The 26,332-nt window shown below is 64.2% G+C and carries 29 protein-coding genes; 12 read left to right on the plus strand and 17 right to left on the minus strand.

Translation table 11 applies throughout. The features are described 5' to 3' along the window. Nucleotides 1–88: 88 nt before the first annotated feature. The 5 genes from FJ967_RS20655 to FJ967_RS20675 all read right to left on the minus strand — a co-directional run bounded on the left by FJ967_RS20655 (nt 89) and on the right by FJ967_RS20675 (nt 4,977). Entirely contained in the window at nt 89–1,861 is a 1,773-nt protein-coding gene (locus tag FJ967_RS20655) for a tetratricopeptide repeat protein (RefSeq protein ID WP_140733764.1), read from the minus strand. A gap of 205 nt (nt 1,862–2,066) precedes the next feature. After that, nucleotides 2,067–2,486: a DUF1284 domain-containing protein gene (locus tag FJ967_RS20660; RefSeq protein WP_140733672.1), complete on the minus strand. Its 420-nt coding sequence runs from the start codon at nt 2,484–2,486 to the stop codon at nt 2,067–2,069. Further along, entirely contained in the window at nt 2,483–3,076 is a 594-nt protein-coding gene (locus FJ967_RS20665) for a biotin transporter BioY (RefSeq protein ID WP_140733673.1), read from the minus strand. The genes FJ967_RS20660 and FJ967_RS20665 overlap by 4 nt, the downstream gene beginning before the upstream one ends. Before the next feature lie 107 nt (nt 3,077–3,183). Beyond that, nucleotides 3,184–3,852, minus strand: a complete 669-nt coding sequence (locus tag FJ967_RS20670) for a GntR family transcriptional regulator (RefSeq protein WP_140733674.1) — start codon at nt 3,850–3,852, stop codon at nt 3,184–3,186. 108 nt (nt 3,853–3,960) lie between these two features. Beyond that, entirely contained in the window at nt 3,961–4,977 is a 1,017-nt protein-coding gene (locus FJ967_RS20675) for a polyprenyl synthetase family protein (RefSeq protein WP_140733675.1), read from the minus strand. A 154-nt stretch (nt 4,978–5,131) separates the two neighbouring features. Here FJ967_RS20675 and FJ967_RS20680 point away from each other — a divergent pair, with 154 nt between their 5' ends. The 8 genes from FJ967_RS20680 (at nt 5,132) to FJ967_RS20715 (ending at nt 11,122) form a co-directional block, all read left to right on the plus strand. Further along, nucleotides 5,132–6,778: an alpha/beta-hydrolase family protein gene (locus FJ967_RS20680; RefSeq protein ID WP_140733676.1), complete on the plus strand. Its 1,647-nt coding sequence runs from the start codon at nt 5,132–5,134 to the stop codon at nt 6,776–6,778. 73 nt (nt 6,779–6,851) lie between these two features. Beyond that, nucleotides 6,852–7,076, plus strand: coding sequence for a DUF2007 domain-containing protein (locus FJ967_RS20685; protein WP_027142312.1), 225 nt, complete (start codon nt 6,852–6,854; stop codon nt 7,074–7,076). Continuing rightward, a complete protein-coding gene (locus FJ967_RS20690) occupies nt 7,076–7,876 on the plus strand; it encodes a methyltransferase (protein ID WP_140733677.1) in 801 nt (266 codons plus the stop codon). Before FJ967_RS20685 ends, FJ967_RS20690 begins: the two co-directional genes overlap by 1 nt. 77 nt (nt 7,877–7,953) lie before the next feature. Beyond that, entirely contained in the window at nt 7,954–8,817 is an 864-nt protein-coding gene (locus tag FJ967_RS20695) for a S49 family peptidase (RefSeq protein WP_140733765.1), read from the plus strand. 83 nt (nt 8,818–8,900) lie between these two features. Beyond that, nucleotides 8,901–9,086 carry a hypothetical protein gene (locus tag FJ967_RS20700; RefSeq protein WP_127277518.1) on the plus strand — a complete coding sequence of 62 codons (186 nt, stop codon included), beginning with the start codon at nt 8,901–8,903 and terminating at the stop codon, nt 9,084–9,086. Between the two features lie 5 nt (nt 9,087–9,091). Then, nucleotides 9,092–10,000, plus strand: a complete 909-nt coding sequence (locus FJ967_RS20705; RefSeq protein ID WP_181176051.1) for a 4-(cytidine 5'-diphospho)-2-C-methyl-D-erythritol kinase — start codon at nt 9,092–9,094, stop codon at nt 9,998–10,000. Nucleotide 10,001: 1 nt separating this feature from the next. Continuing rightward, the gene (moaB, locus tag FJ967_RS20710; RefSeq protein WP_140733679.1) at nt 10,002–10,556 is read left to right on the plus strand and encodes a molybdenum cofactor biosynthesis protein B; all 555 of its coding nucleotides are present in this window, start codon (nt 10,002–10,004) and stop codon (nt 10,554–10,556) included. Nucleotides 10,557–10,696: 140 nt separating this feature from the next. Beyond that, a complete protein-coding gene (locus tag FJ967_RS20715) occupies nt 10,697–11,122 on the plus strand; it encodes an aldehyde-activating protein (RefSeq protein WP_140733680.1) in 426 nt (141 codons plus the stop codon). Nucleotides 11,123–11,129: 7 nt separating this feature from the next. Here FJ967_RS20715 and FJ967_RS20720 read toward each other — a convergent pair whose 3' ends face one another. Continuing rightward, nucleotides 11,130–12,104 carry a hypothetical protein gene (locus tag FJ967_RS20720; RefSeq protein ID WP_140733681.1) on the minus strand — a complete coding sequence of 325 codons (975 nt, stop codon included), beginning with the start codon at nt 12,102–12,104 and terminating at the stop codon, nt 11,130–11,132. A gap of 143 nt (nt 12,105–12,247) precedes the next feature. Next, complete coding sequence (locus FJ967_RS20725) at nt 12,248–12,769, minus strand: glycosyltransferase (protein WP_140733682.1); 522 nt, start codon at nt 12,767–12,769, stop codon at nt 12,248–12,250. A 149-nt stretch (nt 12,770–12,918) separates the two neighbouring features. Between FJ967_RS20725 and FJ967_RS20730 the strand changes: the two genes are divergently transcribed. Beyond that, a complete protein-coding gene (locus tag FJ967_RS20730; protein ID WP_140716982.1) occupies nt 12,919–14,073 on the plus strand; it encodes a PA0069 family radical SAM protein in 1,155 nt (384 codons plus the stop codon). Between the two features lie 154 nt (nt 14,074–14,227). Continuing rightward, nucleotides 14,228–14,923, plus strand: a complete 696-nt coding sequence (locus tag FJ967_RS20735) for a ribonuclease HII (RefSeq protein ID WP_140733683.1) — start codon at nt 14,228–14,230, stop codon at nt 14,921–14,923. Nucleotides 14,924–15,044: 121 nt separating this feature from the next. Here the strand turns inward: FJ967_RS20735 and FJ967_RS20740 are convergent, their stop codons facing one another. From FJ967_RS20740 to FJ967_RS20770, 7 genes are all read right to left on the minus strand, one after another. After that, nucleotides 15,045–15,536, minus strand: coding sequence for a F0F1 ATP synthase subunit B (locus FJ967_RS20740; RefSeq protein ID WP_140733684.1), 492 nt, complete (start codon nt 15,534–15,536; stop codon nt 15,045–15,047). 10 nt (nt 15,537–15,546) lie between these two features. Then, nucleotides 15,547–16,143 carry a F0F1 ATP synthase subunit B gene (locus FJ967_RS20745; RefSeq protein ID WP_140733685.1) on the minus strand — a complete coding sequence of 199 codons (597 nt, stop codon included), beginning with the start codon at nt 16,141–16,143 and terminating at the stop codon, nt 15,547–15,549. Nucleotides 16,144–16,205: 62 nt separating this feature from the next. Continuing rightward, nucleotides 16,206–16,430: a F0F1 ATP synthase subunit C gene (locus tag FJ967_RS20750; RefSeq protein WP_013896722.1), complete on the minus strand. Its 225-nt coding sequence runs from the start codon at nt 16,428–16,430 to the stop codon at nt 16,206–16,208. A gap of 75 nt (nt 16,431–16,505) precedes the next feature. Further along, nucleotides 16,506–17,264, minus strand: coding sequence for a F0F1 ATP synthase subunit A (locus tag FJ967_RS20755; RefSeq protein WP_140733686.1), 759 nt, complete (start codon nt 17,262–17,264; stop codon nt 16,506–16,508). Between the two features lie 54 nt (nt 17,265–17,318). Then, complete coding sequence (locus FJ967_RS20760; protein ID WP_140733687.1) at nt 17,319–17,720, minus strand: AtpZ/AtpI family protein; 402 nt, start codon at nt 17,718–17,720, stop codon at nt 17,319–17,321. Nucleotides 17,721–17,977: 257 nt separating this feature from the next. Then, the gene (locus tag FJ967_RS20765) at nt 17,978–19,159 is read right to left on the minus strand and encodes a cell wall hydrolase (protein ID WP_140733688.1); all 1,182 of its coding nucleotides are present in this window, start codon (nt 19,157–19,159) and stop codon (nt 17,978–17,980) included. A 145-nt stretch (nt 19,160–19,304) separates the two neighbouring features. Continuing rightward, entirely contained in the window at nt 19,305–20,594 is a 1,290-nt protein-coding gene (locus FJ967_RS20770) for an MFS transporter (RefSeq protein WP_140733689.1), read from the minus strand. 116 nt (nt 20,595–20,710) lie between these two features. On the opposite strand from FJ967_RS20770, the gene FJ967_RS20775 reads away from it, so the two are divergent. After that, nucleotides 20,711–21,631 (plus strand): LysR substrate-binding domain-containing protein, encoded by a 921-nt coding sequence (locus FJ967_RS20775; RefSeq protein WP_140733690.1) that lies wholly within the window; start codon nt 20,711–20,713, stop codon nt 21,629–21,631. Between the two features lie 36 nt (nt 21,632–21,667). On the opposite strand, the gene der is transcribed toward FJ967_RS20775, so the two are convergent. After that, nucleotides 21,668–23,101, minus strand: coding sequence for a ribosome biogenesis GTPase Der (gene der, locus FJ967_RS20780; RefSeq protein WP_140733691.1), 1,434 nt, complete (start codon nt 23,099–23,101; stop codon nt 21,668–21,670). Nucleotides 23,102–23,161: 60 nt separating this feature from the next. Beyond that, nucleotides 23,162–23,827 carry a tetratricopeptide repeat protein gene (locus tag FJ967_RS20785; RefSeq protein ID WP_140733692.1) on the minus strand — a complete coding sequence of 222 codons (666 nt, stop codon included), beginning with the start codon at nt 23,825–23,827 and terminating at the stop codon, nt 23,162–23,164. A 193-nt stretch (nt 23,828–24,020) separates the two neighbouring features. On the opposite strand from FJ967_RS20785, the gene FJ967_RS20790 reads away from it, so the two are divergent. After that, nucleotides 24,021–25,025: a polysaccharide deacetylase gene (locus FJ967_RS20790; protein ID WP_140733693.1), complete on the plus strand. Its 1,005-nt coding sequence runs from the start codon at nt 24,021–24,023 to the stop codon at nt 25,023–25,025. A 30-nt stretch (nt 25,026–25,055) separates the two neighbouring features. Here FJ967_RS20790 and sbmA read toward each other — a convergent pair whose 3' ends face one another. Next, on the minus strand, nt 25,056–26,315 hold the full coding sequence (gene sbmA, locus FJ967_RS20795; RefSeq protein WP_140733694.1) for a peptide antibiotic transporter SbmA: 1,260 nt from the start codon (nt 26,313–26,315) through the stop codon (nt 25,056–25,058). Between the last annotated feature and the right edge of the window lie 17 nt (nt 26,316–26,332).

Here is a 26,332-nt window from a genome sequence, read left to right on the forward strand (position 1 = left end):
CCCACGCCGTGCCACGTCTCGGCTTCATATCGACCCGCACGAAAACGGGGCTCCGAAGAGCCCCGTTAGCATTCCAGGAAAAAAGATCTCAACCCTTCGGGGCCGGCGTCACCGGCTTTACCTTCGGCGTTTCCTGCGCCGTATTGGATTCGATCGGCGGCAAGCCCTTCATCAGCTTCTGCTGCAAAGCGGCCAGCACATCGGGGTCGGGCTTCAGGTCGCGGGCCTGGTTCCACTGGAAGGTGGCTTCCAGCTTGCGGCCAACGCGCCAATAGGCGTCACCGAGATGGTCGTTCAGAACCGGATCTTCCGGCTTCAGGGAGACGGCGCGTTCCATCTCGCGCACCGCGTCATCGAAGCGGCCGAGGCGGAAATAGGCCCACCCCAGGGAATCGACAATGTAGCCATCGCTCGGCCTGAGATCGACGGCCTTCTGGATCATCTCCAGGGCTTCCTTGAGGTTCGTATTCTGATCGACCCAGGAATAGCCGAGATAGTTAAGCACCTGCGGCTGATCCGGCTGCAACTCCAGCGCCTTGCGGAAACTCGGTTCGGCCTTCGGCCATTCCTTCAGCCGCTCATAGGCGATGCCGCGCTGGTAGAAGATGTTCCAGTTCGCCGCGGTCGGCGTCTTCAGCACGTCGACGGCCTTGTCGTAGAGATTGGCCGCCGAGCGGAAATCCTCTTTCGAGGAGTAGACGCCGCCGAGCGCCAGATAGGCGCGCATATCGTCGGGATGGGCGTCGACGAAGGCCTTCAGATGGGTGATCGCCTCGTCCTGACGATCGAGGTCGGCCAGGTTGAGGCCAAGCTGCAGGTCCGAAATCTCCTTCAGCGGCGAAGAGTCGGGGATGCGCCGATAGAGCGCGATGGCGCCCTCGCCGTCCTTCAGCTGTTCGGCGACCGCCGCGAGCTGCACGAGAGCCGCATCGCTGTCCGGCTTCAGGGCAAGCGCATACTGCAGGTAAAGGCGCACGAATGGTTCGCCGCCGCCACGGTTGAGCGCGGTGGCGAGATCGAGCAGGATTTCGGAAGCACCGTCGGACGGACCGGAGACGAAGGGGGCGACCTTGTCGCCTTTGCTGATCCTGTCGCGCAAGGCGACGATTTCCAGCTTGCCCGGCGAAAACGCCTCGGCCTGGTCGAGCACCGAGATCGCCTTGGCCTTGTCGCCCTTGCGGACCAGGAACGAGGCATAGGCCTGCGCGTTGCGCATCCAGGTCTCGGGCGCCGCACCGCCGGCGGCGGTATCCTGCATCGTGGCGGCGTAGATCGCCTCGGCCTTCTCGGGCATGTTGGAGGCATCGGCGATCAGCGCGCGGTGGAAGGACTTGAACAGGCCAAACCAGTCTGGCCCCTGCAGCTTGTCGATCGAAGCCATCGCATCGCTGGCCTGACCGGCACCTTGCTGGGCCCAGCCCGACATGACGCCGGAGATCAACCGGTCGAGGTCGGATTCCAGCGACAGCTTGAGCCAGTACTGCGCCTTGGAGAAATCCTTCTTGTGGAAGGAATCGACCGCCAGCGCCAGGCGCGAGAAGCGCTCGACGTCGGGCACTTCCTTGAGCTTGTCGGCATAGACCAGGGATTCATCGAAACGGCCTTGAGCGATCAGCGACAGCATCAGGCTCTGCTGCAGGCTGGTATCGCTGGGGTTGAAAGCCAGGGCTTGCTTGTAATAGGCGATGGCGCTGTCGAGGTCGTTGTCGCCTTCGGCGATCCGGGCTGCCAGATAGGCGCCCGAGAACGACGAGATCTTGACCGGCTCGGTGGATTGCTTGGCATAGGCCGGCAAAGCCGAGATCGCCATGCCCGTCACAATTGCCAGCCTTGTCAGCCAGCGCGCACGTCCTTGCTGCATCGTATCCCTTTCAGCCAAGCGCCGTCTCCGCATCCGCGGAATCGGCCCAGACTCGATCTTTCCGGGCAAAGCATGGCCTTTTTGGGGTCGCGCTTCAATCCGCCTGAAATTCACAATCGGGTCACCCGATTAACAAAGAATGCCACTGCGGGATAGCTTTTTGGCGTGACATTCGCGCCGGTCAATGCGTTTGCTCGCGCGGTGCTCAGCGCAGCAGCACATGCTGGTAGCCCTCGCCGGCAACGGCGCTGCAAAGTCCGTTCCACTCGCAGCCCTGACAGGCCTGGCGCGTGAGGCCCGACGCAAAGCCCTGCCGCATGCTCGCCAGCATCGGCGCATCGAGATCGAGCCGGTCGCCGGGCCGGATCGGCCGCCCGACGAGAGAGCCCACGTCACGCGCGGCAAGCCGGTCACGCTCGGCCGCGCTTTCGCGCAGGCAATGCGGCTCGGCCTCGTCAAGCAGCGGCGCGCATATGTCGTCGGGACCGGACACGACCAGAATGTCCTCGCCCCGCCCCAGGCGCCCCGCGATCAGGTCGTAGTTGGCGGTGAAGGCGGGGCTGTACCCTTTGCCCACATAGGTGAGCAGGCAAAGGAGATGATGGGCGCGAAGCCTGACTGTCACGGATTGGCCGGCTTGGCCTTGCCGCCGCGAAGCGCCATGAGCGTCGCGGCACCGAGCGCCGACTTCAGCAGGCCGCCGACGATGAACGGCACAAAGCCGAAGGTGATGGCCTGTTCGGCGCCGATCATCACGGCGAGCCATGCCGTGCCGAGCACGAGACAGGCAAGATTGCCGAGCAGCATGGCGGCGAAGGCAAGCACCACCCTGTTGCCGTTCCAGCCGCGTTCGGCCAGCCAGCCGACAAGCGCGCCGACAACCGGGAAGGCGAAGAGATAACCGCCGGTCGGGCCGACAAAATAGGACGCGCCCGCGGCGCCGCCGGACAGAACCGGGAAACCGACCGCGCCCTCGACCAGCCAGGCGGCGATGGTGATGGCCCCCAGCCGCCACCCATAAAGGGCACCGATCAGCGTCACGGCTAAGGTCTGCATGGTGACAGGCACCGGTATCATCGGCACTTCGATCTGGGACAACAGCGCCAGGAACAGCGTGCCGAGCACGACAGCGCCGACCTGCCAGGCAAGCGACCGCTGCTGCAGCCGTAGCGGGCTGAAAGACGGTCTGGCGGACGAGAATGCGAGGTTGGTCATGGGCTTCCCTTCAGTCGATCCAAAATTATAGATAATTTTTTCATTCGATCTATTATCGAATCCACACTTTTGGGTCCATGGCAAGCCTGGGCTCGGGAAAAGGCTGTTCAACCCACGATCGTGAAGGCTTCGCGTGTAGCGCCCGAGGCGGTCCTGACCGGTTTGCGGCCGATCCATTGGACATGCCGTCCCAGGGTCGCCGCTGCCGATTCGGTGTTTCCCTGCCGCAAGGCGACAAGGATTGCGCGGTGGTCCTGATCGGTGCGCGCCTCCCACTCCGAACGCCATGCCGCGAACAGGAAGCGGGCGCTGGCGGCGTGCAGGTCATCGATGGTGGCAATCAGCCGCGGCATGCCGCACGGTGTCAGGATCAGCCGGTGAAAGGCGCGGTTGGCTTCTTCCCAGGACCTGACGTCGCGGGACTTGTCGCCGGCCTTCGTCGCTTCCTCGGCCTGATCCAGGATGGCCGAGGTCAAATGCGGCGCGGCATGGCGAAGCGCCAGCACTTCGAGTGCCGCCCGCATTTCGGCGACCTCCTTGACCTCCCCAAGATCGAAGGCCGCCACGCGCACGCCCCGGCGCGGCTCGCTGACCGCCAGCCCCTGCGCCTCGAGCCGGCGGAACGCCTCGCGCACCGGCACATGGCTGGTGTTGAATTCCTCGGCGATATGATCCTGGCGCAACCGGGCCCCAGGCTCGATCGCGCCTGAGATGATGCGATCCGCCAGCGCCTTGCCGATGCGCACCGCTATGGTGTCGTCCGTGCCCTTTGCCATGATTTATAGATAATTTGCGGCAGGGCGGCTTGTCGAGGTGGCGAGACGGAAATCATCGTCGTATCCCCGGCACGGGCCGGAAGACCGATCCGCGAAAAACCGCCGCGCTCAGTTCACCCGGCTGATGCAGAAATCGATGACGTCGATCAGCGCCGATTTCTGCGGTGTTTCTTCCAGCGGCGCCAGCGCGTCGCGGGCGATCTCGCCGAAATGTCGCGCGCGCCCGATCGTGTCGGCGATTGCGCCGTGGCGGGTCATCAGGCCGATCGCCTTTTCCAGCCCGGCGTCGTCGGTGACATTGTCCTCGATGGCACGCTTCCAGAACGTGCGTTCGGCCTTGCTGCCGCGCCGATAGGCAAGGATGACAGGCAAGGTCACCTTGCCCTCGCGGAAATCGTCGCCGACATTCTTGCCGAGATCCTTGCTGGTGCCGCCATAGTCCAGCGCATCGTCGATCAGCTGGAAGGCAAGGCCGAGATTCATGCCATAGGAGCGCAGCGCCGCGCGATCGTTCCGGGTCGCCTGGGCGATGACCGGGCCAACCTCCGCGGCGGCCGAAAACAGCGCGGCGGTCTTGGCCTTGATGACGGCGAAATGCTCGTCCTCGGTGGTTTCGAGGTTCTTGGCGGCAGCAAGCTGCATCACCTCGCCCTCGGCGATGATAGAGGCCGCGCTGGACAGGATGTCGAGCGCTTCGAGCGAACCGACCTCGACCATCATGCGGAAGGCCTGGCCAAGAAGGAAGTCGCCAACCAGGACGCTGGCCTGGTTGCCCCAGATCATGCGGGCGGTCTTCTTGCCGCGCCGCATGCCGCTCTCGTCGACGACATCGTCGTGCAGCAAGGTCGCGGTGTGCATGAACTCGACCGCGGTGGCGAGCCTGACATGGCCTTCGCCGGCATAGCCGAACATCTGCGCGGCGGCGAGCGTCAACATCGGCCTGAGCCGCTTGCCGCCCGAAGAGATCAGATGGTTGGCGACCTCGGGAATCATCTCGACGTCGGAACCGGCCTTGGACAGGATCAGTTCATTGACGCGACCCATGTCGGTCGCCGTCAGATCGATCAAATCCTTGATGGATGCGGGTTCCCGCTTCCCGTTTTCGATGTTGAGAACGACACCCACGACAATCACTCCCGTCTTGGTATAACGCGTGCGACGGCACCCTTAGTCCCTGGCTGGACTCTAGGGCGGCGGATACGGGCACGGCAAGTGGCGAATTGGCGCGGCGGCGGCGAGAGCCTGTAAACCGATGGCGAAAGGGAGTTGAACACAGCCGATGATGCGAGGTTGGACAATCCGGCTGCTGCACTCGTTCTCATTGGTGGGCCTGCTCACGGGCACCCTGTTCTTCGCGGCATCGCTGACACCCTCGCTCAACCCGCGCGCCGCGCTCATGCAAGGCGTTCTCTCGGGCCTTTGCCTTGCCGTAGGCTACGGCATCGGTGTTTTCAGCCTTTGGCTGTGGACCTATCTGGAGCTTCCCATGCCGGCGCCGGGCAAGGCGCGGCCGGTCAAGCGGATCGCGGCCCTCATCTGCGCGGCGATCGCCCTGGTCTTTCTCTGGCGCGCCTCCGAATGGCAGAATTCGATTCGAACACTGATGGAACTGAAACCGGTCGACAGCGCGCAGCCGCTCAAGATCGGCCTGATCGCGCTGATCACCTTTGTCCTGGCCCTGATGCTGGCGCGGCTCTTCCAGATCACGTTTCGCCTCGTGTCCGGCTGGCTTGCCCTCTTCATCCCCAGACGGATCGCCATCGTCGCCGGCGTTTCGGTCGCCGTCCTGCTCTTCGGCAGCATCATCAACGGCGTTCTCTTGAGATACGCGCTGCACGTCGCCGACGGTTCCTATCAAAAGCTCGACGCGCTCGTGGAAGATAAGGCCCGGCAACCGGCTGATCCCGCCAAGACCGGGAGTGCGGCCTCGCTGATCGATTGGGAGCATCTTGGACGAACCGGCCGGGAATTCGTCACCACCGGACCGGCGAAACAGGACCTGCAATCCTTCCTGAAACGCGATGCGCTCGAGCCGATCCGTGTTTATGCGGGACTGCGCTCGGCCGACACGGCCGAGGAGCGGGCGAGGCTGGCGCTGGCGGAATTGAAGCGCGTCGGCGCGTTCGATCGCTCGATCCTGGTCATCATCACGCCGACCGGGACCGGCTGGATCGATCCGGCGGCTATCGATACGCTCGAATACCTGCGTGGCGGCGACGTCGCCAGCGTCGCGATCCAGTACTCCTATCTGCCAAGCTGGCTGTCGCTGATGGTCGAGCCCGGCTATGGCGGCGATGCCGCGCGAGCGCTGTTCGCCGAGGTCTATCGCTACTGGACCACTTTGCCCAGGGATCACCGCCCGAAGCTCTATCTGCATGGGCTGAGCCTGGGCGCGATGAATTCGGAACAATCAAACGAGTTGTTCGAGGTGCTGGGCGACCCCTACCAGGGCGCGCTGTGGAGCGGCCCGCCCTATTCGAGCCGTATCTGGCGCTCCATCACCAGGAACCGCAATCCAGGCTCGCCGGCCTGGCTGCCGCGCTTTCGTGACGGCTCCTATGTACGCTTCACCAACCAGAACAATGCGCTCGACATCCCGAATGCGCATTGGGGGCCGATGCGCATCGTCTATCTGCAATATGCCAGCGATGCGGTGACTTTCTTTGAACCCAAATCCTTCTACAGGAGGCCCGACTGGATGGCGCAACCGCGCGGGCCCGACGTTTCGGCCGATCTGCGCTGGTATCCCATCGTGACGTTCCTGCAACTGGCGGTCGACATGGTGGCGGCCGCGACCATGCCGATGGGCCATGGCCATGTCTACGCGCCGGAGCACTATATTGATGCCTGGATCGAGGTGACGGACGTTCAGGGCTGGACAACGGACGATATCGTCAGGCTGAAACGCCACTTCGCCGAGCGCTAGAATCAGGGGCGCTGGAAATGCCGCAATCCGCGCGCCCGTTTACATCGGCGCCGCAAACTGAGAGTTTCGCCCGATGATAGAGCTCATCCGAACCAACGACGCCGTCATCATCTCCTTTGTCGAATCGCTGATGCGCGACGCCGGCATAGGCTGTTTCGTCGCCGACCAGAATATGAGCGTGCTCGACGGCTCCCTCGGCATCCTGCCGCGGCGCGTCATGGTCGATGCCGATCAGGCCGACGCCGCGCGACGCATCCTGACCGATGCCGGCATCGCCAACGAAATCCGCCAGAAATAATGTCCGCCGCGCCAGCCGCCATCGCCACGGATATGCCGGCCCATACGGTCGACGCTTTCCATCGCGGCCGGTTCTGGCTCGTGCAGCCCAAACATGGCGGCCACCGCGCCGGGATGGACGCCATGATGCTGGCCGCATCGGTGCCGTCCTCGTTTGGCGGACGGCTCGCCGATTTCGGCGCCGGCGCCGGAGCCGCCGGCCTGGCGGTGCTGTCGCGCTGTCCGGGCGCGACGGCCGTGCTGGTCGAACGCGCGCCCGAAATGGCGGCCTTCGCCGCGGCCACGCTTGCCCATCCCGGCAATGCGCATCTCAGCGATCGCGCCGCCGTACTTGTCGCCAATGTCACGGTGTCGGGCCGGGGCCGCGCCGCCGCCGGCCTTGCCGACAATGACTTCGACTTCGTCATCATGAACCCGCCTTTCAACGCCGCGCGGGACCGCGCCACGCCTGAGCCTCTGCGAAAAGAGGCCCATGTCATGGAGGACGGGCTGTTCGAAAGCTGGATCCGCAGTGCGGCGGCGGTTGTCAGGCCGCGCGGCGGGCTGGCCGTCATTGCGCGGCCCGAACAGCTCGGCGCCATTCTCGATGCGATGTCGGGCCGCTTCGGCGAAGCCGAAATGCTCGCCGTACACCCTCGTCCGGACGCGGCGGCAATCCGCATTGTCGTGCGGGCGGCACTTGGCGCACGGGGAAAGCTTGCCATCCGCCCGCCCCTGATGCTGCACGCGCAAGCGGGCAATCGGCCCGACGAGCGCAGCGAAATGATCACCAATGGACTAGCATCGCTGTTCGGAGACTGAGTTGTTCCTGGCCCGCGCATTGCCGTTGGCCGGGAAATCCCTACATGCCTGCAACCATCGCCGGAGACCGCGCCATCGTGAAACGTCTTTTCAACCGCCTGCTGCCGAAATCCTGGCGCTCCACCGTCGTCACCATTCCGGTTATCCGGCTTCACGGCACCATCATGGCCGGCGGCGGCCAGTTCCGGCCGAGCCTCTCACTTGGCTCCACCGCCGGACTGATCGAGAAGGCATTCTCCTTCGACGCCCCGGCGGTCGCTTTGTCGATCAATTCGCCGGGCGGCTCGCCGGTGCAGTCGCGGCTCATCTTCAAGCGCATTCGTGATCTGGCGATCGAGAAGAACAAAAAGGTCCTTGTCTTCGTCGAGGATGTCGCGGCGTCCGGCGGTTACATGATCGCGGTCGCCGGCGACGAGATCTTCGCCGACCCGTCCTCCATCGTCGGCTCGATCGGCGTCGTATCGGCCTCGTTCGGTTTTCCGGAACTGATGAAGAAGATCGGCGTCGAGCGCCGCGTCCATACCGCCGGCCAGAACAAGGCGGTGCTCGATCCGTTCAAACCCGAGAAAAAGGAAGACGTCGAGCGGCTGAAAGCACTGCAGCTCGAAGTGCACGAGACGTTCATCGATCTGGTCAAGGAGCGGCGGGGTACGAAGCTGGCGGATGATCCGGACTTGTTCACCGGGCTGTTCTGGACCGGCAAGAGAGGCCTCCAGCTTGGCCTCGTCGATGCGCTCGGCGACATGCGCACGGTGCTGAAGACCCGCTTCGGGCCCAAGACCCAGTTGAGGCTGGTGACGGCGCCGCGCGGTCTGTTCGGCCGCTTCGGCCTGTTCGGCTCGAAAATGGGCTTTTCGGCGCCCGATATCGCCGCGGCTGCCGCCAGCGGCGTCATCGATGCGGCGGAAGAGCGCGCATTGTGGGCGCGCTTCGGGCTTTGAAAAAGCCATGAAAGCGTCTAGCATGGTTGCCCGAAAGACCCGACCGGCCGCCCTTACCGGCCCAGCGTGGTAGGAGTTTTGACATGCCGCAGCTCATTTTCTTCGCCGTCGTCGGCGTCGCAGCCTATTTCGGCTACCGCACCTTTCTGCGCGAGGCTGAACGCGTGACGGCCAAGGTGCGGCGAACCGAAAAACAGGCGGCCAACGGCGCCATGGGGACCCTGGTCAAGGATCCGAAGACCGGCGAATACCGGCTGGCCAAGGACTGACCCTCATTTCACTCGCAATCGAGACCGCGGAATCCGGTCCGGATGCCCGGACATGGGCGGCGCCCGCCAAGATAAACCTTGCCTTGCACGTCACCGGCAGGCGCGCCGACGGCTACCACCTCATCGAAAGCCTGGCCGTGTTCACGCGCTTTGGCGACAGGATCGAGATAAAACTGTCCGACGGCGATGCGTTCGGCGTCTCGGGCCGCTATGCGCCCGACGTCCCGCTCGATGGCGGCAATCTGGTGCTGAAGGCGCGTGACGCATTACGGCAGGCCGCCGGCCTTCAAGACACCCCCCCCGTGAGCATCAGGCTCGAAAAGAACCTTCCGGTCGCGTCCGGCGTGGGCGGAGGGTCGAGCGACGCAGCGGCCGTGCTGCGCGGGCTGGCGGCGATCTGGGGACTGGGCATCGACGGCGCCGAGCTGGCGCGGATCGGTCTCACGCTTGGCGCCGATGTGCCGATGTGCCTGTCGGCAAAACCGCTGGTGGCGCGCGGCATTGGCGAGGAGCTATCGATGGTGCCGGATTTCTCGGCGCTGGGACTGGTGCTGGTCAATCCGGGAACGCCGATCTCGACGGCCGAAATCTTCGCCGCACTTTCGCGTCGCGACAATGAGCCATTGCCGCCGCTGCCGCGCAGCATCGATTTTCACAGCCTGCGCAACTGGCTCGAGATCACCCGCAACGATCTCGAACCGGTGGCCGTTGCGATACAGCCCGCCATAGGCAGGGCGCTTTCCTGGCTCGACAAGGCCGGATCGGGATTTTCGCGGATGTCGGGATCGGGTGCGACGTGCTTTGGCCTGTTCGAGACCGGCAATGTGGCCAAGCGTGCGGCGGCCGAAATCCGCGCCCGCCAGCCTGACTGGTTCGTCGCAGCGACGCGCAGCGTGCCATCGGAGGCCGACTGAAATGGCCGGGATTGACCAGACCCGTTCCTTCCTCCCCGTGCGCATCGCGGTGCTGACGGTTTCGGACACACGCAGCCTCGCCGACGACAAATCCGGCCAGACGCTGGCCGAGCGCATCGTCGAGGCCGGCCATGTCCTGGCGGCCCGCGACATCGTCACCGATGACCGCGACAAGATCCGCGAAACGGTGCTGGCCTGGTCGCGCGACGAGAAGATCGATGTCGTGATCACAACCGGTGGGACCGGCTTCACCGGGCGCGACGTGACGCCGGAGGCGCTGGAGCCGATCTTCGAAAAGCGGATGGATGGTTTTTCGGAGGTGTTCCACCGCATCTCCTACGACAAGATCGGCACCTCGACGATCCAGAGCCGGGCGACCGGCGGCGTCGTCAACGCCACCTTCGTCTTCGTGCTGCCGGGCTCGCCCGGCGCCTGCAAGGACGCCTGGGACGGCATACTGAAGGCGCAGCTCGACTACCGGCACATGCCGTGCAACTTCGTCGAGATCATGCCGCGCCTCGACGAGCATCTGCGGCGCGGGACGTCGAGCCCGTAAAGCCGAGGTGAGGCGCCGGTATCGCAGCACCTTTGCCAGGCAGAATGGCGCCCTCGCCTTCGAAACACCATTCCAATCCGAATGCCGCGGAAGATAGCTTTGTCGCGACGGCCTTTGCGGTCACGACAAAGAGGCATGCGATGACGATACACGCCGGCGGTTGCCACTGCGGTAACATAAGCCTTCGATTTTCGACCAAACTCGACCCATCGCAAATGGAGGTCCGAGCCTGTCAGTGCTCGTTCTGCACCAGACATGGTTCTCGTGCCGTTTCCGACCCTGATGGCAGGCTGACGCTCTCGGTCCGGGACAAGAGGCGGCTGCGCAGATATCGGTTCGGGCTGCGAACGGCTGACTATCTCATCTGCGCGGAGTGCGGCGTCTACGTCGCGGCGATCGCCGGGGACGATGACGCTGCCAGGGCGGTCCTCGTCGTCAATGCCCTGGACGACCGGCAGGCGTTCGACCGGCAACCGATCCCCGTCGATTTCGACGCCGAAAGCAAACAACAGCGGCTGGCCAGGCGCCGCCTTCGCTGGATGCCTGTCGAGATGACTTTCGAATGACCCGCCTTCAGCGGATGACCGGCTCGCCGTGGAAACGGCGGCGCGAGGGCCTGGAGACGCCGAAACCAACTTCCATCATCAGCCGTGGCGTGCGCGCCGGTACCGTGCCCATGTGGAAACCGAACGGATCTTCGACGAAGCCGAGACCAGCCTCTCCGATCAAGGTCACCGGGCTCTGCTGGCCATAGACGTCGAGCACCTCTTCGGCCGGATGGCCGACCAGAAGGGTCAGCTGATGCTTGATGGCGCGCCTGTTATGGCTGCCCCTGACATAGACATGCGGCCCCGTGCCGGCATCGACCGGCACCAGGTAGAAGAAGAACTTCAACATCCGCCAGTCGTCGAGGTCGAAATGGTATTTGCCGAGCGAAGCCAGGTTCTTGTCGGCATCCGTGGCTTTGCCGGTCGGAAAGCTCCACCAGACGCGCGTCGTGATCAGCTTCGCCTGACCGCCGAGATAGTGCGCGGCAACGTCGAGAAGCAGCGGATCGCGCTGGACGGAAAGTGCCGCCGGACAGTCGAGGATGCGCTCGAAATAATGACCGCTGAGCAGCGAGCGGCCGAGGCGCTTCTCGGCCTGCCCATGTTCGTCCGGCATGAATTCGAGACGGCGATCGAAATTGCCGAAACAGGGCGTGCGACGGGCAAAATCCGCGATCTGCCGATGGATGTCGGACGGCAGGACCAGTCCTGAGAACAGCCCGTCCGAACGCAGCGCGCCGACAACGGCTTCGCGCTCCACGCCGGTAAACATCGTATCCCTTGCGTTGTCGACCGGACGGGCTCGCCTGGCGGCCAGCCAGTGCATCCGGCGCCCGGGCATGGTACGCGCCAGAACGAACATCGGCAGCCAGGCAGGGTTTTCGCGTAAATCGGTCAGATAGGTCGGAATGCGCACGGCGATGCGCCGCAGCAGGCTGCCGTTGCGCGCGATGGCCTCGAGGCTGGCGCCACCTGACTTGTCTGATGTCTGAAGGTTCATTGGGTCCTCGGCAATGAGCGTGCTCCCGATGCCGCATCGGTTTCACCACTCGCATGACCCAAACCCAGTTCAGCCGCCTTGTGGGAAATCTACCCTCGCGTCAGATTTTGTGCAATGCACAACAAACAGAGCAGCGGCAAAATTTATTTCGGTGAGCGGGGTTTCGGCGGCGCCGGCCAGATCTCGGCGTCGAGCCGCCTGGTTGCCAGGCCCCGCGCGAGAGCCTCGGCGGTGGCCGCACTCTTCGAAAGGGACGCCGCCTGTCGCTTGCTGATCACCAATCCTTCGGCAAGCGCGCGGTTTGCCGAAAAGACCCGGGCGAGGAACGGCGGACGGCTGCCCCGCGCCCGCGAGAACCTGGCCGCCATGGTCTGCCTGGCGGTATGGGCGACGACCGCGTCGATCCAGCCCTCGACCAGCCTCGCGCCCGGTTCGAGAAACAGCAGCCAGTCGCCCTTTGCCTGGCGGATGCCGGAGGCTATGCCGCCGCTCCCGACATAGTGGCAGCCGGCATGCTCGGCGACGCGATGCGTCTGGTCGGTGGAACCGGTGTCGCAGACGACGACCTCGCGCACCACGCCCTCGACCGCGCCGCCAATCAGCGTCGCCAGCGTGCGCGCGAGACCCTCCTCGTCATTGTGCGTTTCGATGAGAACACTGAGCATGTCAGCCGAATAGCGGAAACCACTGTCCGACGCCAGTTTTCGCAGTGCACCATAGAAAGTTCTTGCTTTGTTCTCATCAACAAAATAGGAATAATTTCATGAGCAGAGCGATTCGACACAATATGGAAAGTCCCTGGGAGCGGGCGAAGATGGAACCGATCATGCGCGCCGACATTGCAGCCTTCGGAGCAGGACGAGCCGAGATGGCCAATGCAATGATCGAACAGAGCGGCATGCGCGTCCGTCCGGACCGTAACCGCGGCCGGTCGGCGGGCATCAATCCGTCCGGCCGGTTCGAACCGGTCAGCCGCCATGTCTTCGACGATGGCTGGAGTTCGCTGGAGGAACTGCCGCCGTTCAAGACCGAGGTGCAGGTGGAGAAGCCGCGCACCATCATCACGCGCAACGAATCGCCCGACATTTCATTCGACCGGTCGATCAATCCCTATCGCGGCTGCGAACATGGCTGCGTCTATTGCTTCGCGCGGCCGACCCACTCGTTCATGGGGCTGTCGCCGGGGCTGGATTTCGAATCCAAGCTGTTCGCCAAGCCGGACGCGGCGCGCCTGCTCGACAAGGAGCTGTCGAAGGACGGTTACCAGCCGCGCACCATCGCAATCGGCACCAACACCGATCCCTACCAGCCGATCGAGAAGCAGTACCGGATCATGCGCGAAATCCTCGAAGTGCTGGAGGCGCGCGGCCACCCTGTCGGCATCGTCACCAAGTCGGCCCTGGTGGTGCGCGATATCGACATCCTGTCGCGCATGGCCGAGCGCGGACTGGCCAAGGTGGCGCTGTCGGTGACGACGCTCGACCGCATGCTGGCGCGGACCATGGAGCCCCGCGCATCGACGCCGACCAAGCGGCTCGAGGCGATCAGGCAGCTTTCGGACGCCGGCATCCCGACGTCGGTGATGGTGGCGCCGATCATCCCGGGCCTGACCGACCAGGAGATGGAACGCATCCTCGACTCGGCACACCATGCCGGGGCGCGCGAGGCTGGCTATGTGGTGTTGCGCCTGCCGCTGGAGGTCAGCCCGATCTTCAAAGACTGGCTGCTGCGCCACTATCCCGACCGCTATCGTCACGTCATGTCGCTGATCCGTTCGATGCGCGACGGCAAGGACTACGATTCGGAATGGGGCAAGCGCATGAAGGGCGCCGGACCCTATGCCTGGCAGATCGGCCGGCGCTTCGAGATCACAGCCAAGCGGCTCGGCCTCAATGCCGAACGGCGCACACTGCGGACCGACCAGTTCGTCGCCGCCGGCAAGGACCAGGAGCAGTTGATGCTGCTTTGAAAGACAGAGCGCGGTGGCCCGTTTGATTGCCGCCGTGGCGAGAAAATCCCGTCCGGCCTGCCCCGGCCTGCAGACGGTGCCCTCCCGGTCCGGCGCCCCACCCGACCCGGAGGGACTTGCGGAGAATCGGAGCCGATGCGAACCTCGCCGCAACATGGCTCGCGCGCGTTCCGATTCTCCGCTTCTCTTCGAAATCGTCGAGAAACCCGATTTCTCCTTCGAGACGAAGGCGATGGCTGACGGCCTGTGGCCGGTGGCCGGTATGGACGAAGCCGGCCGCGGCCCGCTGGCCGGGCCGGTGGTGGCGGCGGCGGTGGTGCTCGACCCCGCCAACATTCCCGAGGGGCTCGACGATTCTAAGCGGCTCAGCCATTTGCAGCGTGAGGCGCTGTTCCTGCGCATCATCGGCTCCGCGCTCGGGGTTTCGATGGCGTCGGTGAGCGCCGAGGGCATAGACAACAGCAACATCCTCAAGGCGAGCCTCGAAGCGATGCGCCGCGCGCTGGTCGGACTGCCGGTTCAGGCAAAGCTCGCGCTTGCCGACGGGCGCGACGTGCCGCCGGGACTGCCTTGCGAGGGCCGCGCGCTGATCAAGGGAGACCAGCGCTCGCAGTCGATCGCCGCCGCCTCGATCGTCGCCAAGGTGATGCGCGACCGCATGATGTGCGGCTGCGGCAGCCATCACGACCGCTACGGGTTCGAAGTCCATATGGGCTATGCCACGGCCCGGCACCGTACGGCGATCGAGGCGCATGGCCCGGTCGCGAGGCTGCATCGCGTTTCCTTCGCGCCGTTCAGGCTCGGTGGCGTCGAGATGACCGAAGAAGAGAGTTTTACCGGACTGGAGTGAGGCGGCGAAGCAGCCGATCTCTGCCCTCGTGAGGGAGATTTGCAACGCCGTCGTCGCGCCTCTGAAAACAAAAAAGCCGCCAGGTTGCAAGGGCGGCTTTCGATTTCTACGGTCTATCGGCTCAGTTGAGCTTGGCCTTCACATCGGCCACAGCGGACTTGAACAGGTCGGCTCCGGCCTTGGCGTCAACCTTGGCGGCGAGCAGCGTGCGGGCGGCTTCTACAGCGATGTCGACGGCGCTGGCGCGCACTTCGCCGATTGCCTCGCGCTCGGCCTGTCCGATCTTCTGCTCGGCCAGCGCGGTGCGCCGCGCGACGTAGTCCTCGGTCTTCTTGTGCGCCTCGGCGGCGAGCAGTTCGGCTTCACGCTTGGCGGCAGCGACGATGTCGGCAGCCTCCTGTTCGGCTTCCTTGCGCTTCTTCTTGTACTGGCCGAGCAGTTGCTGGGCTTCGTCGCGCAGCTTGCGTGCCTCGTCGAGCTCGTTGCTGATCCTGGCGGCACGCGCATCGAGCGCCTTGGCGATGATGCCAGGCACCTTGATGTAGATGGCGATGGCCAGGAAGATGACCAGGGCAATCGTGGCCCAGAGCGTTGCGAGAGATGTAGCGTCCATGATGCGCTCCTCACCCGGCCACGGATTTGACCGCGGCCGCGATCTCGGCCTTGGTGGCCTTGCCGCCGACCAGTGCCTCGACGATGGCCGAAGCGGTGTCCTCGGCGATGCTGCCGACTTCCTTCATGGCGTTGGCCTTGATGGAGGAAATGCGGGCCTCGGCCTCGCCGAGTTTCTCGTCGAGCGCAGCCTCGATCTTCTTGCGGGCAGTCTCGGCTTCCGCCTTTGCCGCGTCGTTGGCCTGCTGGCCGATCGCGTTGGCGTTTTTCTTGGCTTCCGCCAGTTCCTGCTCGTAGGCAGCAACGGCAGCGTCAGCCTCGCCCTTCAGCTTGGCGGCCTGGTCGAGATCCTGGCTGATGCGATCGTTGCGGACATCGATGATGCCCCCGACGCGCGGCACCACGACCCGCTTCAGGAAGAGGTAGAACAGCCCGAACGTGATCGCCAGCCATAGAAGCTGCGACGGGAACGTCGCCGGATCGAATGGCGGAAATGCACCGTGCTCGGCAGGCACGCTGGTGCCGGAATGCGTCTCGCCTTCCGTCGCAGCGTGGCTGGTGTCGGCAGCGGGCGCGGACTCTTGCGCGAAGGCAGATGTCACGAACATGGACTATCCCCAGATATCAGGCCCGCCGCTCACGCGGCCGGCCTGTCCAATCTTCTCAGTACTCAGCCGAACAGGGCCAGCAGCGCGATGAGAAGCGAGAAGATGCCCAGAGCTTCGGTCACAGCGAAGCCGAAGATCAGGCGGCCGAACTGGCCGTCGGCAGCCGACGGGTTGCGCAGCGCGCCCGAGAGGTAGCTGCCGAAGATGTTGCCCAGGCCAATGCCCGCGCCACCCATGCCCAGGCAAGCGATGCCGGCGCCGATGTACTTTGCTGCTTCTGCGTCCATTTGTTCAACTCCTTTGGATCTGAAATTCCGTTGCGATTCCATCCGGCGGCAATTCGTGCGCCGGAAACTCTTGCCTCAGTGCCCGGGATGCAGGGCGTCGTTGAGATACATGCAGGTCAACACGGCAAAGACATAGGCCTGCAGGAAGGCGACCAGCAGCTCGAGCGCCGTCAGCGCCACCGCCATGGCCAGCGGCAGGATCGAACCCGCCACGCCGACCGCGCCCAGCGCCGAGAGGCTGACGACGAAGCCGGAGAACACTTTGAGGGTGATGTGGCCGGCCAGCATGTTGGCGAACAGACGAACCGAGAGGCTGACCGGGCGCGACACGAAGGAGATGACCTCGATCAGCACCACCAGCGGCAGCAGGAAGACCGGCACGCCGTGCGGCACGAACAGTTTGAGGAAGCCCAGACCATGCTTCATGAAGCCGTAGACCACCACGGTTCCGATCACCAATGCGGCAAGCCCGAAGGTGACGATGATGTGGCTGGTGACGGTGAAGAAATAAGGGAACAGGCCGAGCAGGTTGGCGACCAGCACGAACATGAACAGCGAGAACACGAAGGGGAAGAACTTCATGCCCTGCGTGCCGGCGGCGTCGCGCAGCATGTTGGCGACGAATTCATAGGACATTTCGGAGATGGACTGCAGCCGGCCCGGAACCAGGCTGCGGCTCGACGTGGTCAGCAACAGGAAGGCCGCGGCAACGATCACGGTGGCGACCATGAACAGCGCCGAATTGGTGAAGGATACGTCGTAGCCGCCGATATTGATCGGTATCAGCTTGATGATATGGAACTGGTGGATCGGATCGACCTTGTCAGCTGCCACGTTCAAACCTCGTCAATGCCGCGTACGGCCAAATTACCATTTGCCGCGTCGCGGCTATTTGCTGTCGTCCCGGTCAGGGCGTGAATTCTTGCCCTGTCCAAATTCCGCCACAACGCCCGCCGAACGCATGACATTGAGCACACCGGCGCCAAAACCAAGCAGCAGGAACACGATCAGACCCCATGGCGATGTTCCCGCCAGACGGTCGATGATCCAGCCAATGCCGGCACCGACCACCACCCCGGCGACGAACTCGCTGGACAGCTTGAGTGCCTGACCGTATCCGGTCACTGGTTTCGCGTCGTCTTTCCCCTCGAGCCGGTTCGGCAGCCTTGTCGCAAGCGATGCTCCAAGTTCACGCCGACGTCGCTCAAGATCGTCGTCGCGGATTTCGGCGTCATGCTGCTTGCCGCGGCCGGTTTCTCCGGTTCCGTCTGGCCTGTTTTTCTCGGCCATCGCAACCCCCCTGCCCGGGCAGACCGTCACCGTCCGTCCGCTTCTAAAGTCGCCGGCAACATAGTTAGAGGGTTTGCGCCCGTCAAGCCACGGACGGAAGTTCCAAGCAGTGTATTTTATATAGTAAAATCAATATATTAGAAAGGTGCGACATCGTGCCCGGGACGATCGGGGCGATGCGCTGCGCGAATCCCCCGGACAATGGCTCTCCGATCGACGGTCCGGCCGGATGAAAAGAACGGCGGTCGACGGGCCGATCAGCTCCAGCCGCCACCATAGGTCCGGTAGAAGATATGCAGGCCGATCTTGGTCATCTTCTGCATCGTGCGCGCCCAGCCGGGATGGACATACTGGGCATAATAGTGGGTCGAGGATCCGACCTCCGGAATGAAGATCTTGCCGGCGGTGACGGCCATGCCGACGTCCTGCGCGGTCTTGTAGGCGACGGGGTTGTCGATGCGTTTCTTCCTGCCATCGCAAGCGAAGGAGAACTGGCAGCGGTTGAACCAGTTGTCGTTCTGGTAGACGACGCCGCAGATCGAATTGGGATAAGCGGGATTGCGGACCCGGTTGAGGATCACCTGGGCGACGGCGGCCTGGCCGCGCACGGTTTCGCCGCGTGCCTCGAAATAGATGCCGTTGGCCAGGCATTTCTGCTCGGGCTTGGAGAAGGCGCTGGCGGGAAGCGGATTCTGGATCCAGGCGTGGTCGCCCTTTGCCATCGGCGGGATGAACCGGCCGCTGTTGGGCTGCTCGTCCTGCAGCAGGGCCTCGAAGGGCGAGGCCTTGGCATAATCGGGTTCGGACTGCGCGTAAGCGGTCGCCAGGATATCGGCGTGGTCATTGTTGACCAGTGCGGCAAGCATGGTCGGGACGCCGGAATCCGGCTTCTTGTCCTCGCGCGCATGGAATGCCGCCGCGATCTGGATTTCCTTGCCTTTGATCTGGGGCTTGGCGAAAGCCATTTTCAGGTCGCCGTCGAGGCTCGGCCGCATCAAGGAAGAGGTGCGCTGGAAGATCGAGCCGGCATTGAAGTTCTTCGGCGGCGCCACCGGCGAGACCTGAACGATGCGGCCCTTCTTGTCGGCGCGCATGACGCGATCCTCGTCGGGCGACCCGCTGACCTTGCCGCCCTTGCCACGGAACGAGACGGCGCCGACGCCGGGAAGACGCACGCCCGAGCCCGAGATCGAGCCGGTAGTATCCGAATCGACGAATGGCATCTCGGCCGCGTGGACGGACCCGGCCACCGATTTCTCGACATAGGAGTTCCAGCGCGCGGTCGGCGATTCGAGGCCGGACACAAGGCTCGTCATGTCCTGGTAGGCGGCGACGGTCGGAAAGCCGATCCAGATACCGAGACCGATGATGAACGGAGACACAAGGCTGCGTTTCTCACCGGCGGCGGCGACCAGCCGCTTCAACACACGTCGATGCACGGAACTCTCTCCAGGAACGCTACTGACCCCACTGGAGAGCAAAATGATGCATTAACCTTGATGGGACGTTAACGGGATCAGTCGGGTTTTCCCGGTCGGCTAAGCGTCGTGGTTTCGGAGTTGGACGGTTTTGCGGCGACAGCGCTCAGCCCTGCCGCAGGAAGATCGGCCATGCGATGAGGGCGCAGGCGGCCGCCGAAAGCCAGACGCCGGGCCACGACCAGAGGTGCAGCAGCCCTGGAATGGCCACCGGAACCAGGAAGAAGCCGATGAAGACAAAGCTGTTGGCGAGGCTGAGCGCGGTTCCGACATGGCCGGCACCGGCCAAGGTGGCAAGCTCGGTATAGGCAACGCCGTGCCAGGCCGAGACCGAGATGCCGGCGACGACAAGCAGCAGGGGCAGGACAGCGATCACAAGGGGCTGGCCGCCAGGCATTGCGGGAACGGCCACAACCAGCACCCAGAGCATTGCGAAGGCCAGCGCGCTGAGCGCACTGCACAAGCGAAGAAACCGACGGCGGTTGCCGTGGCGATCGGTAAAGCGGCCGCTCCAGACGCGCATGACCATGGCGCCGACCTGGACCGCGCAGAGGCTGGCGCTGATTGCCGTCGTGCCAAGTCCGGCGAAGTCGTGCAGAAAGACCGATGCGAAGGTAAGGACAGCGACCTGCGGAAAGCAGAGCAGGCCGATGGCGATGGATATGCGCCAGACCTCGATGTTGCGCAGAGGCGCCGGTCCGGCCACATCGGATGAAGCGGCGTGACCGACAGCCGTCGGCGGCGGTTCGTGCAGCCAACGCCAGGCGAACAGGGCCGAAAGTGCGGACGCCGCCGCCAGGAGCCCGAACACCGCGGCAAAACCGAACGCCAGGGCAAGCGAAGGCAGGACGAGCGCGCCGAGGCCGCCGCCAAGCGGCACCGCCGTCTGCCGGATGCTCATGGCAAAGCCGCGCTCATTGTCCCGGAACCAGGCCATTATGGCGCGGCCGCTCGAGCCGTTGACACTGCCGCCGAGCAGGCCCGTGACGAGCAGGCTCGCCGCCAGTAGCGTGACATCGGGAATGCCCGATGCTGTCGGCACGACCAGCATCGCCATCGCAAGCAGCCAGGCCGCCGTCGCGCCGAGCCCGATCAGAAGCACGCGGCGGTCCCCCCAGCGATCGGTGAGCAGACCCCATGGCAGTTCGCTGAGCGCGACCCCCAGCCCGAGCAGGCCGAGCGCCAGGCCAAGTTCGGCATTGCTCAAATGATAGCCCTGGCGGAGCACGACCGCCGTGGCCGGTATGCCCGAGAAGGTGGCCGAGAAGCCGGCGTTGGCGGCAACGCCGATGCCAAGGACCTTCCAGCGATGGTTCGGCCCGAAGCTCCGGCCGGCGGCGGTGGCGGCGCCTTGCCCGGATGAGTGGCAATCGTTGCGCGTGATGATGGCGGACATGACTTCATTCCCGTGACGCCGGTCGAGCGGCCTTGACGGGACTGATGTAGCGCCGTAGCTTCATCCATAAAATCAGGAAGTTTTTGATCAATAATTCTGAAAATCAGGACAATCCCATGCGACGCGTCACATTCGATCTCGACGTCCTCAGGACTTTCGTCACCGGCATGGAGCTGGGAAGTTTCGCCAAGGCCGCCGAGCGGCTTGGCCGTTCGACCTCCGCCGTCAGCGCTCAGTTGAAGAAACTCGAGGAACAGGCCGATACGCCGATCTTCCGCAAGGCGGGACGCGGCCTGTCACTGACCGAAGCCGGCGAGACCATGCTCGGCTATGCGCGGCGCCTGATCGAGCTCAATGACGAAGCGGCGTCAGCCATCCGCGACGTCGAACTGGAGGGCTGGGTGCGGCTCGGCCTGCAGGAGGATTTCGGCGAGGCCGTCTTGCCGGAAGTGCTCGGGCGCTTCGCTCGCGCCCATCCCAAGGTTCGCATCGAGGCACGGATCGGACGCAGTCACGAATTGGCCGAGCGTGTCCTGTCAGGCAATCTCGACATCGCGCTCGCCTGGCATGACGGCGCCACGATGCCTTACAGCCGGCATGTCGCCGACGTGCAGGCGCGCTGGATCGGCCCGGCCAAGCCAATGGAGGCAGGCCCGCATACTGGCGAGGCGCTGCCGCTGGTGGTGTTCGAGGCGCCTTGCCTGCTGCGCACCGTGGCGACCGAGACGCTGGATCGCGCCGGGCGGCCCTGGCGCATGGCGTTCTCCAGCCCCAGCCTTGGCGGCATATGGGCGGCGGTGGCGGCCGGCCTTGGACTGACGATCCGCACCGATATCGGCCTGCCCGCCAATGTCAGGGCGCTGGCGCCCGGAGTGCTCGGCCTGCCGCCCCTGCCGAGGATGGCGCTGCACTTGCATCAGAAGGATGCCGAACTCGACCCGGTCGCGGCGCGGCTGGCCGAGATTCTGCTGCAAGCGGCTTTCGAGGCGTTGCCCGAGGGCGCCGAGACGCCCGGGGCGCTGCCGAAAGTCGCTTAGTCGCTGGTGCTGTGTGGAGGTTCGCGGACCCGAGCCTCAGCGCTTCTTGGCGCGGCCCGCGAATGGATTATCGGAAGTCCTCAGCGCAATGCGGATCGGCACGCCCGGCATGTCGAAGGCCTCGCGCAGGCTGTTGGAGAGATAGCGCACATAGGATTGCGGCATCGCTTCGGGCCGCGAACACTGGACGACGAAGCCCGGCGGCCGCGTCTTTGCCTGGGTGACGTATTTGACCTTCAGCCTGCGCCCGGCAACGGCGGGCGGCGGATGATGCGCCAATATGCCTTCCAGCCAGCGGTTGAGCCTGCCGGTCGAAACGCGGCTGTTCCACACCTTGTGCGTCTTCAGCACCGCATCCATCAGCTTGTCGAGACCACGCCCGGTCTCGGCCGAGACGGGTACGGCCTGGATGCCGCGCACCTGCGGCAGCAACCGTTCGGTCTTCTCGCGCAATTCCGCCAGAAGCTCCTGCGGGTTGTCGATCAGGTCCCATTTGTTGAAAGCGATGACCGGCGCCCGGCCCTCGCGGATGATCAGGTCGGCAATCTGCAGGTCCTGCTTCTCGAACGGAATGGTGGCGTCGAGCACGATGATGACGATCTCGGCGAAGCGGATGGCGCGCAGGCCATCCTGCACCGACATCACTTCGAGCTTTTCATGGATCCTGGCCTTGCGGCGCATGCCGGCCGTGTCGAACAATTTTATGAGGCGGCCGCGCCAGTCCCAGTCGACGGAGATGGAATCGCGCGTGATGCCCGCCTCCGGTCCGGTCAGCAGCCGCTCCTCGCCGATCAGCGCGTTGATCAGCGTCGATTTGCCGGCGTTCGGCCGGCCGACGACGGCGATGCGCATCGGCTTGGTGTCGTCATAGGCAGGCGCATCCTCGGCATCGGGGTCGGCGATGTCCTCGCCGATCAGCACTTCGCCGGCGGCGGCCTCCTCGTCGTCCTCTTCGTCTTCGCCGAAAGCGCGCTCCTCGCCAAGCGCCGCGATCACCGCGTCGCGCAAATCGGGCATGCCCTGGCCGTGTTCGGCCGAAACCGGGATCGGCTCGCCAAGGCCGAGCTCCCAGGCCTCCAGCATGCCGCCTTGCGCGCCGCGCGCCTCGGCCTTGTTGGCGACAAGCACCACAGGCTTGCCGGATTTGCGCACGATCTCGGCAAAGGTCCTGTCGTCCGGAAGCAGGCCGGATTTGGCGTCGATGGTGAAGAAGATCAGATCCGCCTCGCGGATCGCGATCTCGGTCTGCGCGCGCATGCGGCCCGGCAAGGTCGAAGCGCCGGCATCCTCGAAGCCGGCGGTGTCGATGACATCGAAATGCAGATCGTAAAGCTTGGCGGCATGGACGCGGCGGTCACGGGTGACGCCCGGCGTGTCATCGACAAGCGCCAGCTTCTTTCCGACCAGCCGGTTGAAAAGCGTCGATTTGCCGACGTTAGGCCGACCGATGATGGCGACTTTGAAGGTCATTCGGCCCTACATCTTCCATGCCTGTGTGCCCAAAACCGCAGCGCGCTTTTGGGCACCATATCACGACGCGTTGCCCGAGCCGCGGATCAGCTCGGACATCAAGGTCGCCCGCTCGCGCGTGTTGCGCGGGGCGCCGTCATCGGCGGCGATCTGGTCGAACAGTTTCAGCGCGTCCTGGGTCTTGCCTTCCTTCCAGGCGGCGAGGCCGAGCGCCTCGCGCGCCGTGTGGCGCAGCGTGTTGGTGTCCGAGGTCAGCGCCTCGACGCGGCTCGACACGTCGGCGAAGGAGCCGTGATCGACGAGCAGGAGCCCCGCCCGCAGCCGCGCCATGTCGCGCAGGCCCTGGGGGATGGCGGTGTCTGCCGCGACCTCGTCGAAATCCTTGACGGCGGCATCGACATCGCCCTTGTTGGCCTTGACGGTCGCGGCACGCATGCGCGCGAGCAGCGGATAGGCGCCGTAGCCATCCTTTTCCAACTGATCGAGCGCGGCCAGCGCCTCATCGTTCTTGCCGTCATTGGCAAGCTTCAGTGCCTGCGAGAAAGCATCGCCGGAGCGGTTGGCGCGCGTCTCGTCCCAATAGCGATAGCCGACAAAGGCCGCGGTGCCGAGCACCACCAGGGCTGCGATGACAATCAAGGCCGGGCCGAAACGGTCCCACAGCTTCTGCGCCTGTTCGCGGCGGATCTCGTCATTGACTTCGCGGATAAAACTGTCGTCGGACATCAATCAAAACCATTCCTGCCCCGGGCCGGGGCGGTTCATGAGCCCGCGTTTTAGCGAAATTTTGTCGGCATGGAAGGGGTTCAACCGGAAAATCGGCTATTCCCGGGGCAAACACCGGAAAAGCGCAATCGCACAGGCGCCACATTTGCACGATAGCCGGCTTGCTGACCGTCCGGAGCCTGTAATTTTGCCCATGCCTCGTTTGTCCCGCGTCGTTGCGTTCTCGCTTGCCTCGCTCGCCACCGCCGGCGCGGCGCTGGCCGATCCGCCCGCGCCACCGTCGCCGGCGAGGCCAAAGCAGGTGGTCATCATCTCCTTCGACAGCGCGCGCGACATTCCGCAATGGAAGCGCAGCCGGGCGCTGGCGCAGCGCACCGGCGCGCATTTCACCTATTTCCTGTCCTGCGTCTTCCTGCTGTCGCCCGAAACACGCGGCCAATACACGGCGCCTGGCAAGACCGCAGGCAAGTCCAATATCGGCTTTGCCGCCTCCAGACAGGAGGTGGCCGACCGGCTGGAACAGATCGGGCTTGCCGCCCATGAGGGCCATGACATTGCCAGCCATGCCTGTGGCCATTTCGACGGCAAGGACTGGACGAAGGCCGACTGGCTGAAAGAATTCGGCTCCTTCGAGCATATTCTGGAGAACGCCTACGCGATCAATGGCATTGCGCCCGAGCCAAAGGGCTGGCGCGATTTCGCGCGGCATGCCGTAGTTGGCTTTCGCGCCCCTTATCTGTCGACCAGCAAGGGTCTCTACGAAGCCTTGCCGGCTGCCGGCTACGTGTTCGATGCCAGCGGCGTTTCGAAGGGCCCCGTCCAAGCGCCGACCGTCGGCGGCATTACGCGCTTTTCACTGCCGCAGATCCCCGAAGGCCCGAAATCGCGGCCGGTGATCGCCATGGACTACAATCTCTATGTCAGGCATTCCGGCGGCTTCGAACGACCGGGCAAGGCCGGCGAATTCGCTGACCGTACTTATCAGGCGTTCCGCGCCGCCTTCGACGCGCAATATCAGGGCAAGCGCATTCCGCTGGAACTCGGCTTCCACTTCACGCTGATGAATGACGGCGCCTACTGGACCGCGCTGGAGCGCTTTGCCGGCGAGGTCTGTGTCAAAGCTGATGTCGAATGCATCAGCTTTCGCGACTATGTCGAGCGGCGGGATGGCGGGAAGCAGGGCTCCGTCGGCGGCTGAGCCGCCGACCCGGGTTTGCTCAGAGCATTCTCAAGCCGGATCCTCGGCGCCCTGCCTTGCCAGATAACGCTGATCGATATCGGGCAGCGGCTCGCCCAACAGCGTCGCCTCGAAGGCGCGCAGGCGCTTGTGAACCGATTGCAGCTCGACGATGGTCGACCATGAGGTGAGCAGGAACTGCAGCGAGCCCGTCACCTTGCCGAATGCGTTCGATATCTGGTTCAGCGCGCCGAACGTGATCTTGTGCGCGACCAGCGACGGCCCGAGAATCAACAGCGAGAAAATGTTGTCGGCCTGGAGGTAGGTGTACCGGACGACGTTGAAATAGATGTAGTGGAAATAGAGCCTGAAATAATTGTGCCGGACATTGGCGAACAGCTCGGCGGTGGTGGCGGGCTGTGCCCTGTCCTCATGATCCTCGCCATAGACCAGTTCCTTGCGGTAGGCGGCCTCGACGCGCTGATTGCGGAACTGCAGTCCCGGGAGTTTCAGGCCCGCGATCATAACCGAGATCGTGCCGAACAGACACCAGGCCAATGCGGCAACCACCAGCGGCTGCGGGATCGCGCCGATGATCGGCAACTCGCTGATATGGGCCTGCAACTGGATCATGACCGGCAGGAAGGCGATCAGCGTCATGATCGACTGGACGAAACTGGAGCCGAGATCTTCCATGATCTGCGAGAACCGCATCGTGTCTTCCTGGATACGCTGCGAGGCGCCCTCGATATGGCGCAACCTGCCCCAGTTCGCGATGAAGTAATTGTTCATCGCCGTGCGCCAGCGGAAAATCCAATGGCTGACGATGAAGGCATTGACCACCTGCACGTTCATGCCGACCAGCGCCAGCCAGGAGAAGTCGGCCAATCCTGTGTAGAACTCCGCGTTGGTCGACTTTCCGGTCCCCGACATCAGCCCTTGGACATAGTCAAAGAACGGGCCGTACCAGGCGTTGACGGCGACGCTGACCTGCACGTTGAAATAGATGAAGAACAAGATGACCGCCGTCATCAGGATCGACCAGCGCTGCCACGGATGCGGCGAATACCAGCTCCAGAACGCGTAGAAGATGCCGACGCAAAGTGCGAAATAGATGTAGAACCAGAGGAACGGTTTCGACACCAGCACAGCGATGCCGATGATGGGCGGCGCATCGGCGGCCGCCGGCGGCAGGCCTATGAGGCTCCCCAGTTGCTCCCCGCCGAAAAACCAGAACAGGATTGCCGCAAGGCTCCAGATGGCGGCCGAAGAGAAGAAGAGCTTCGGCTGCGGGAAGAAGGATACGAACACTGTGGCGAATTCCTCGA

It is taken from the genome of Mesorhizobium sp. B2-3-4 (assembly GCF_006442315.1).
Lineage (GTDB): Bacteria > Pseudomonadota > Alphaproteobacteria > Rhizobiales > Rhizobiaceae > Mesorhizobium.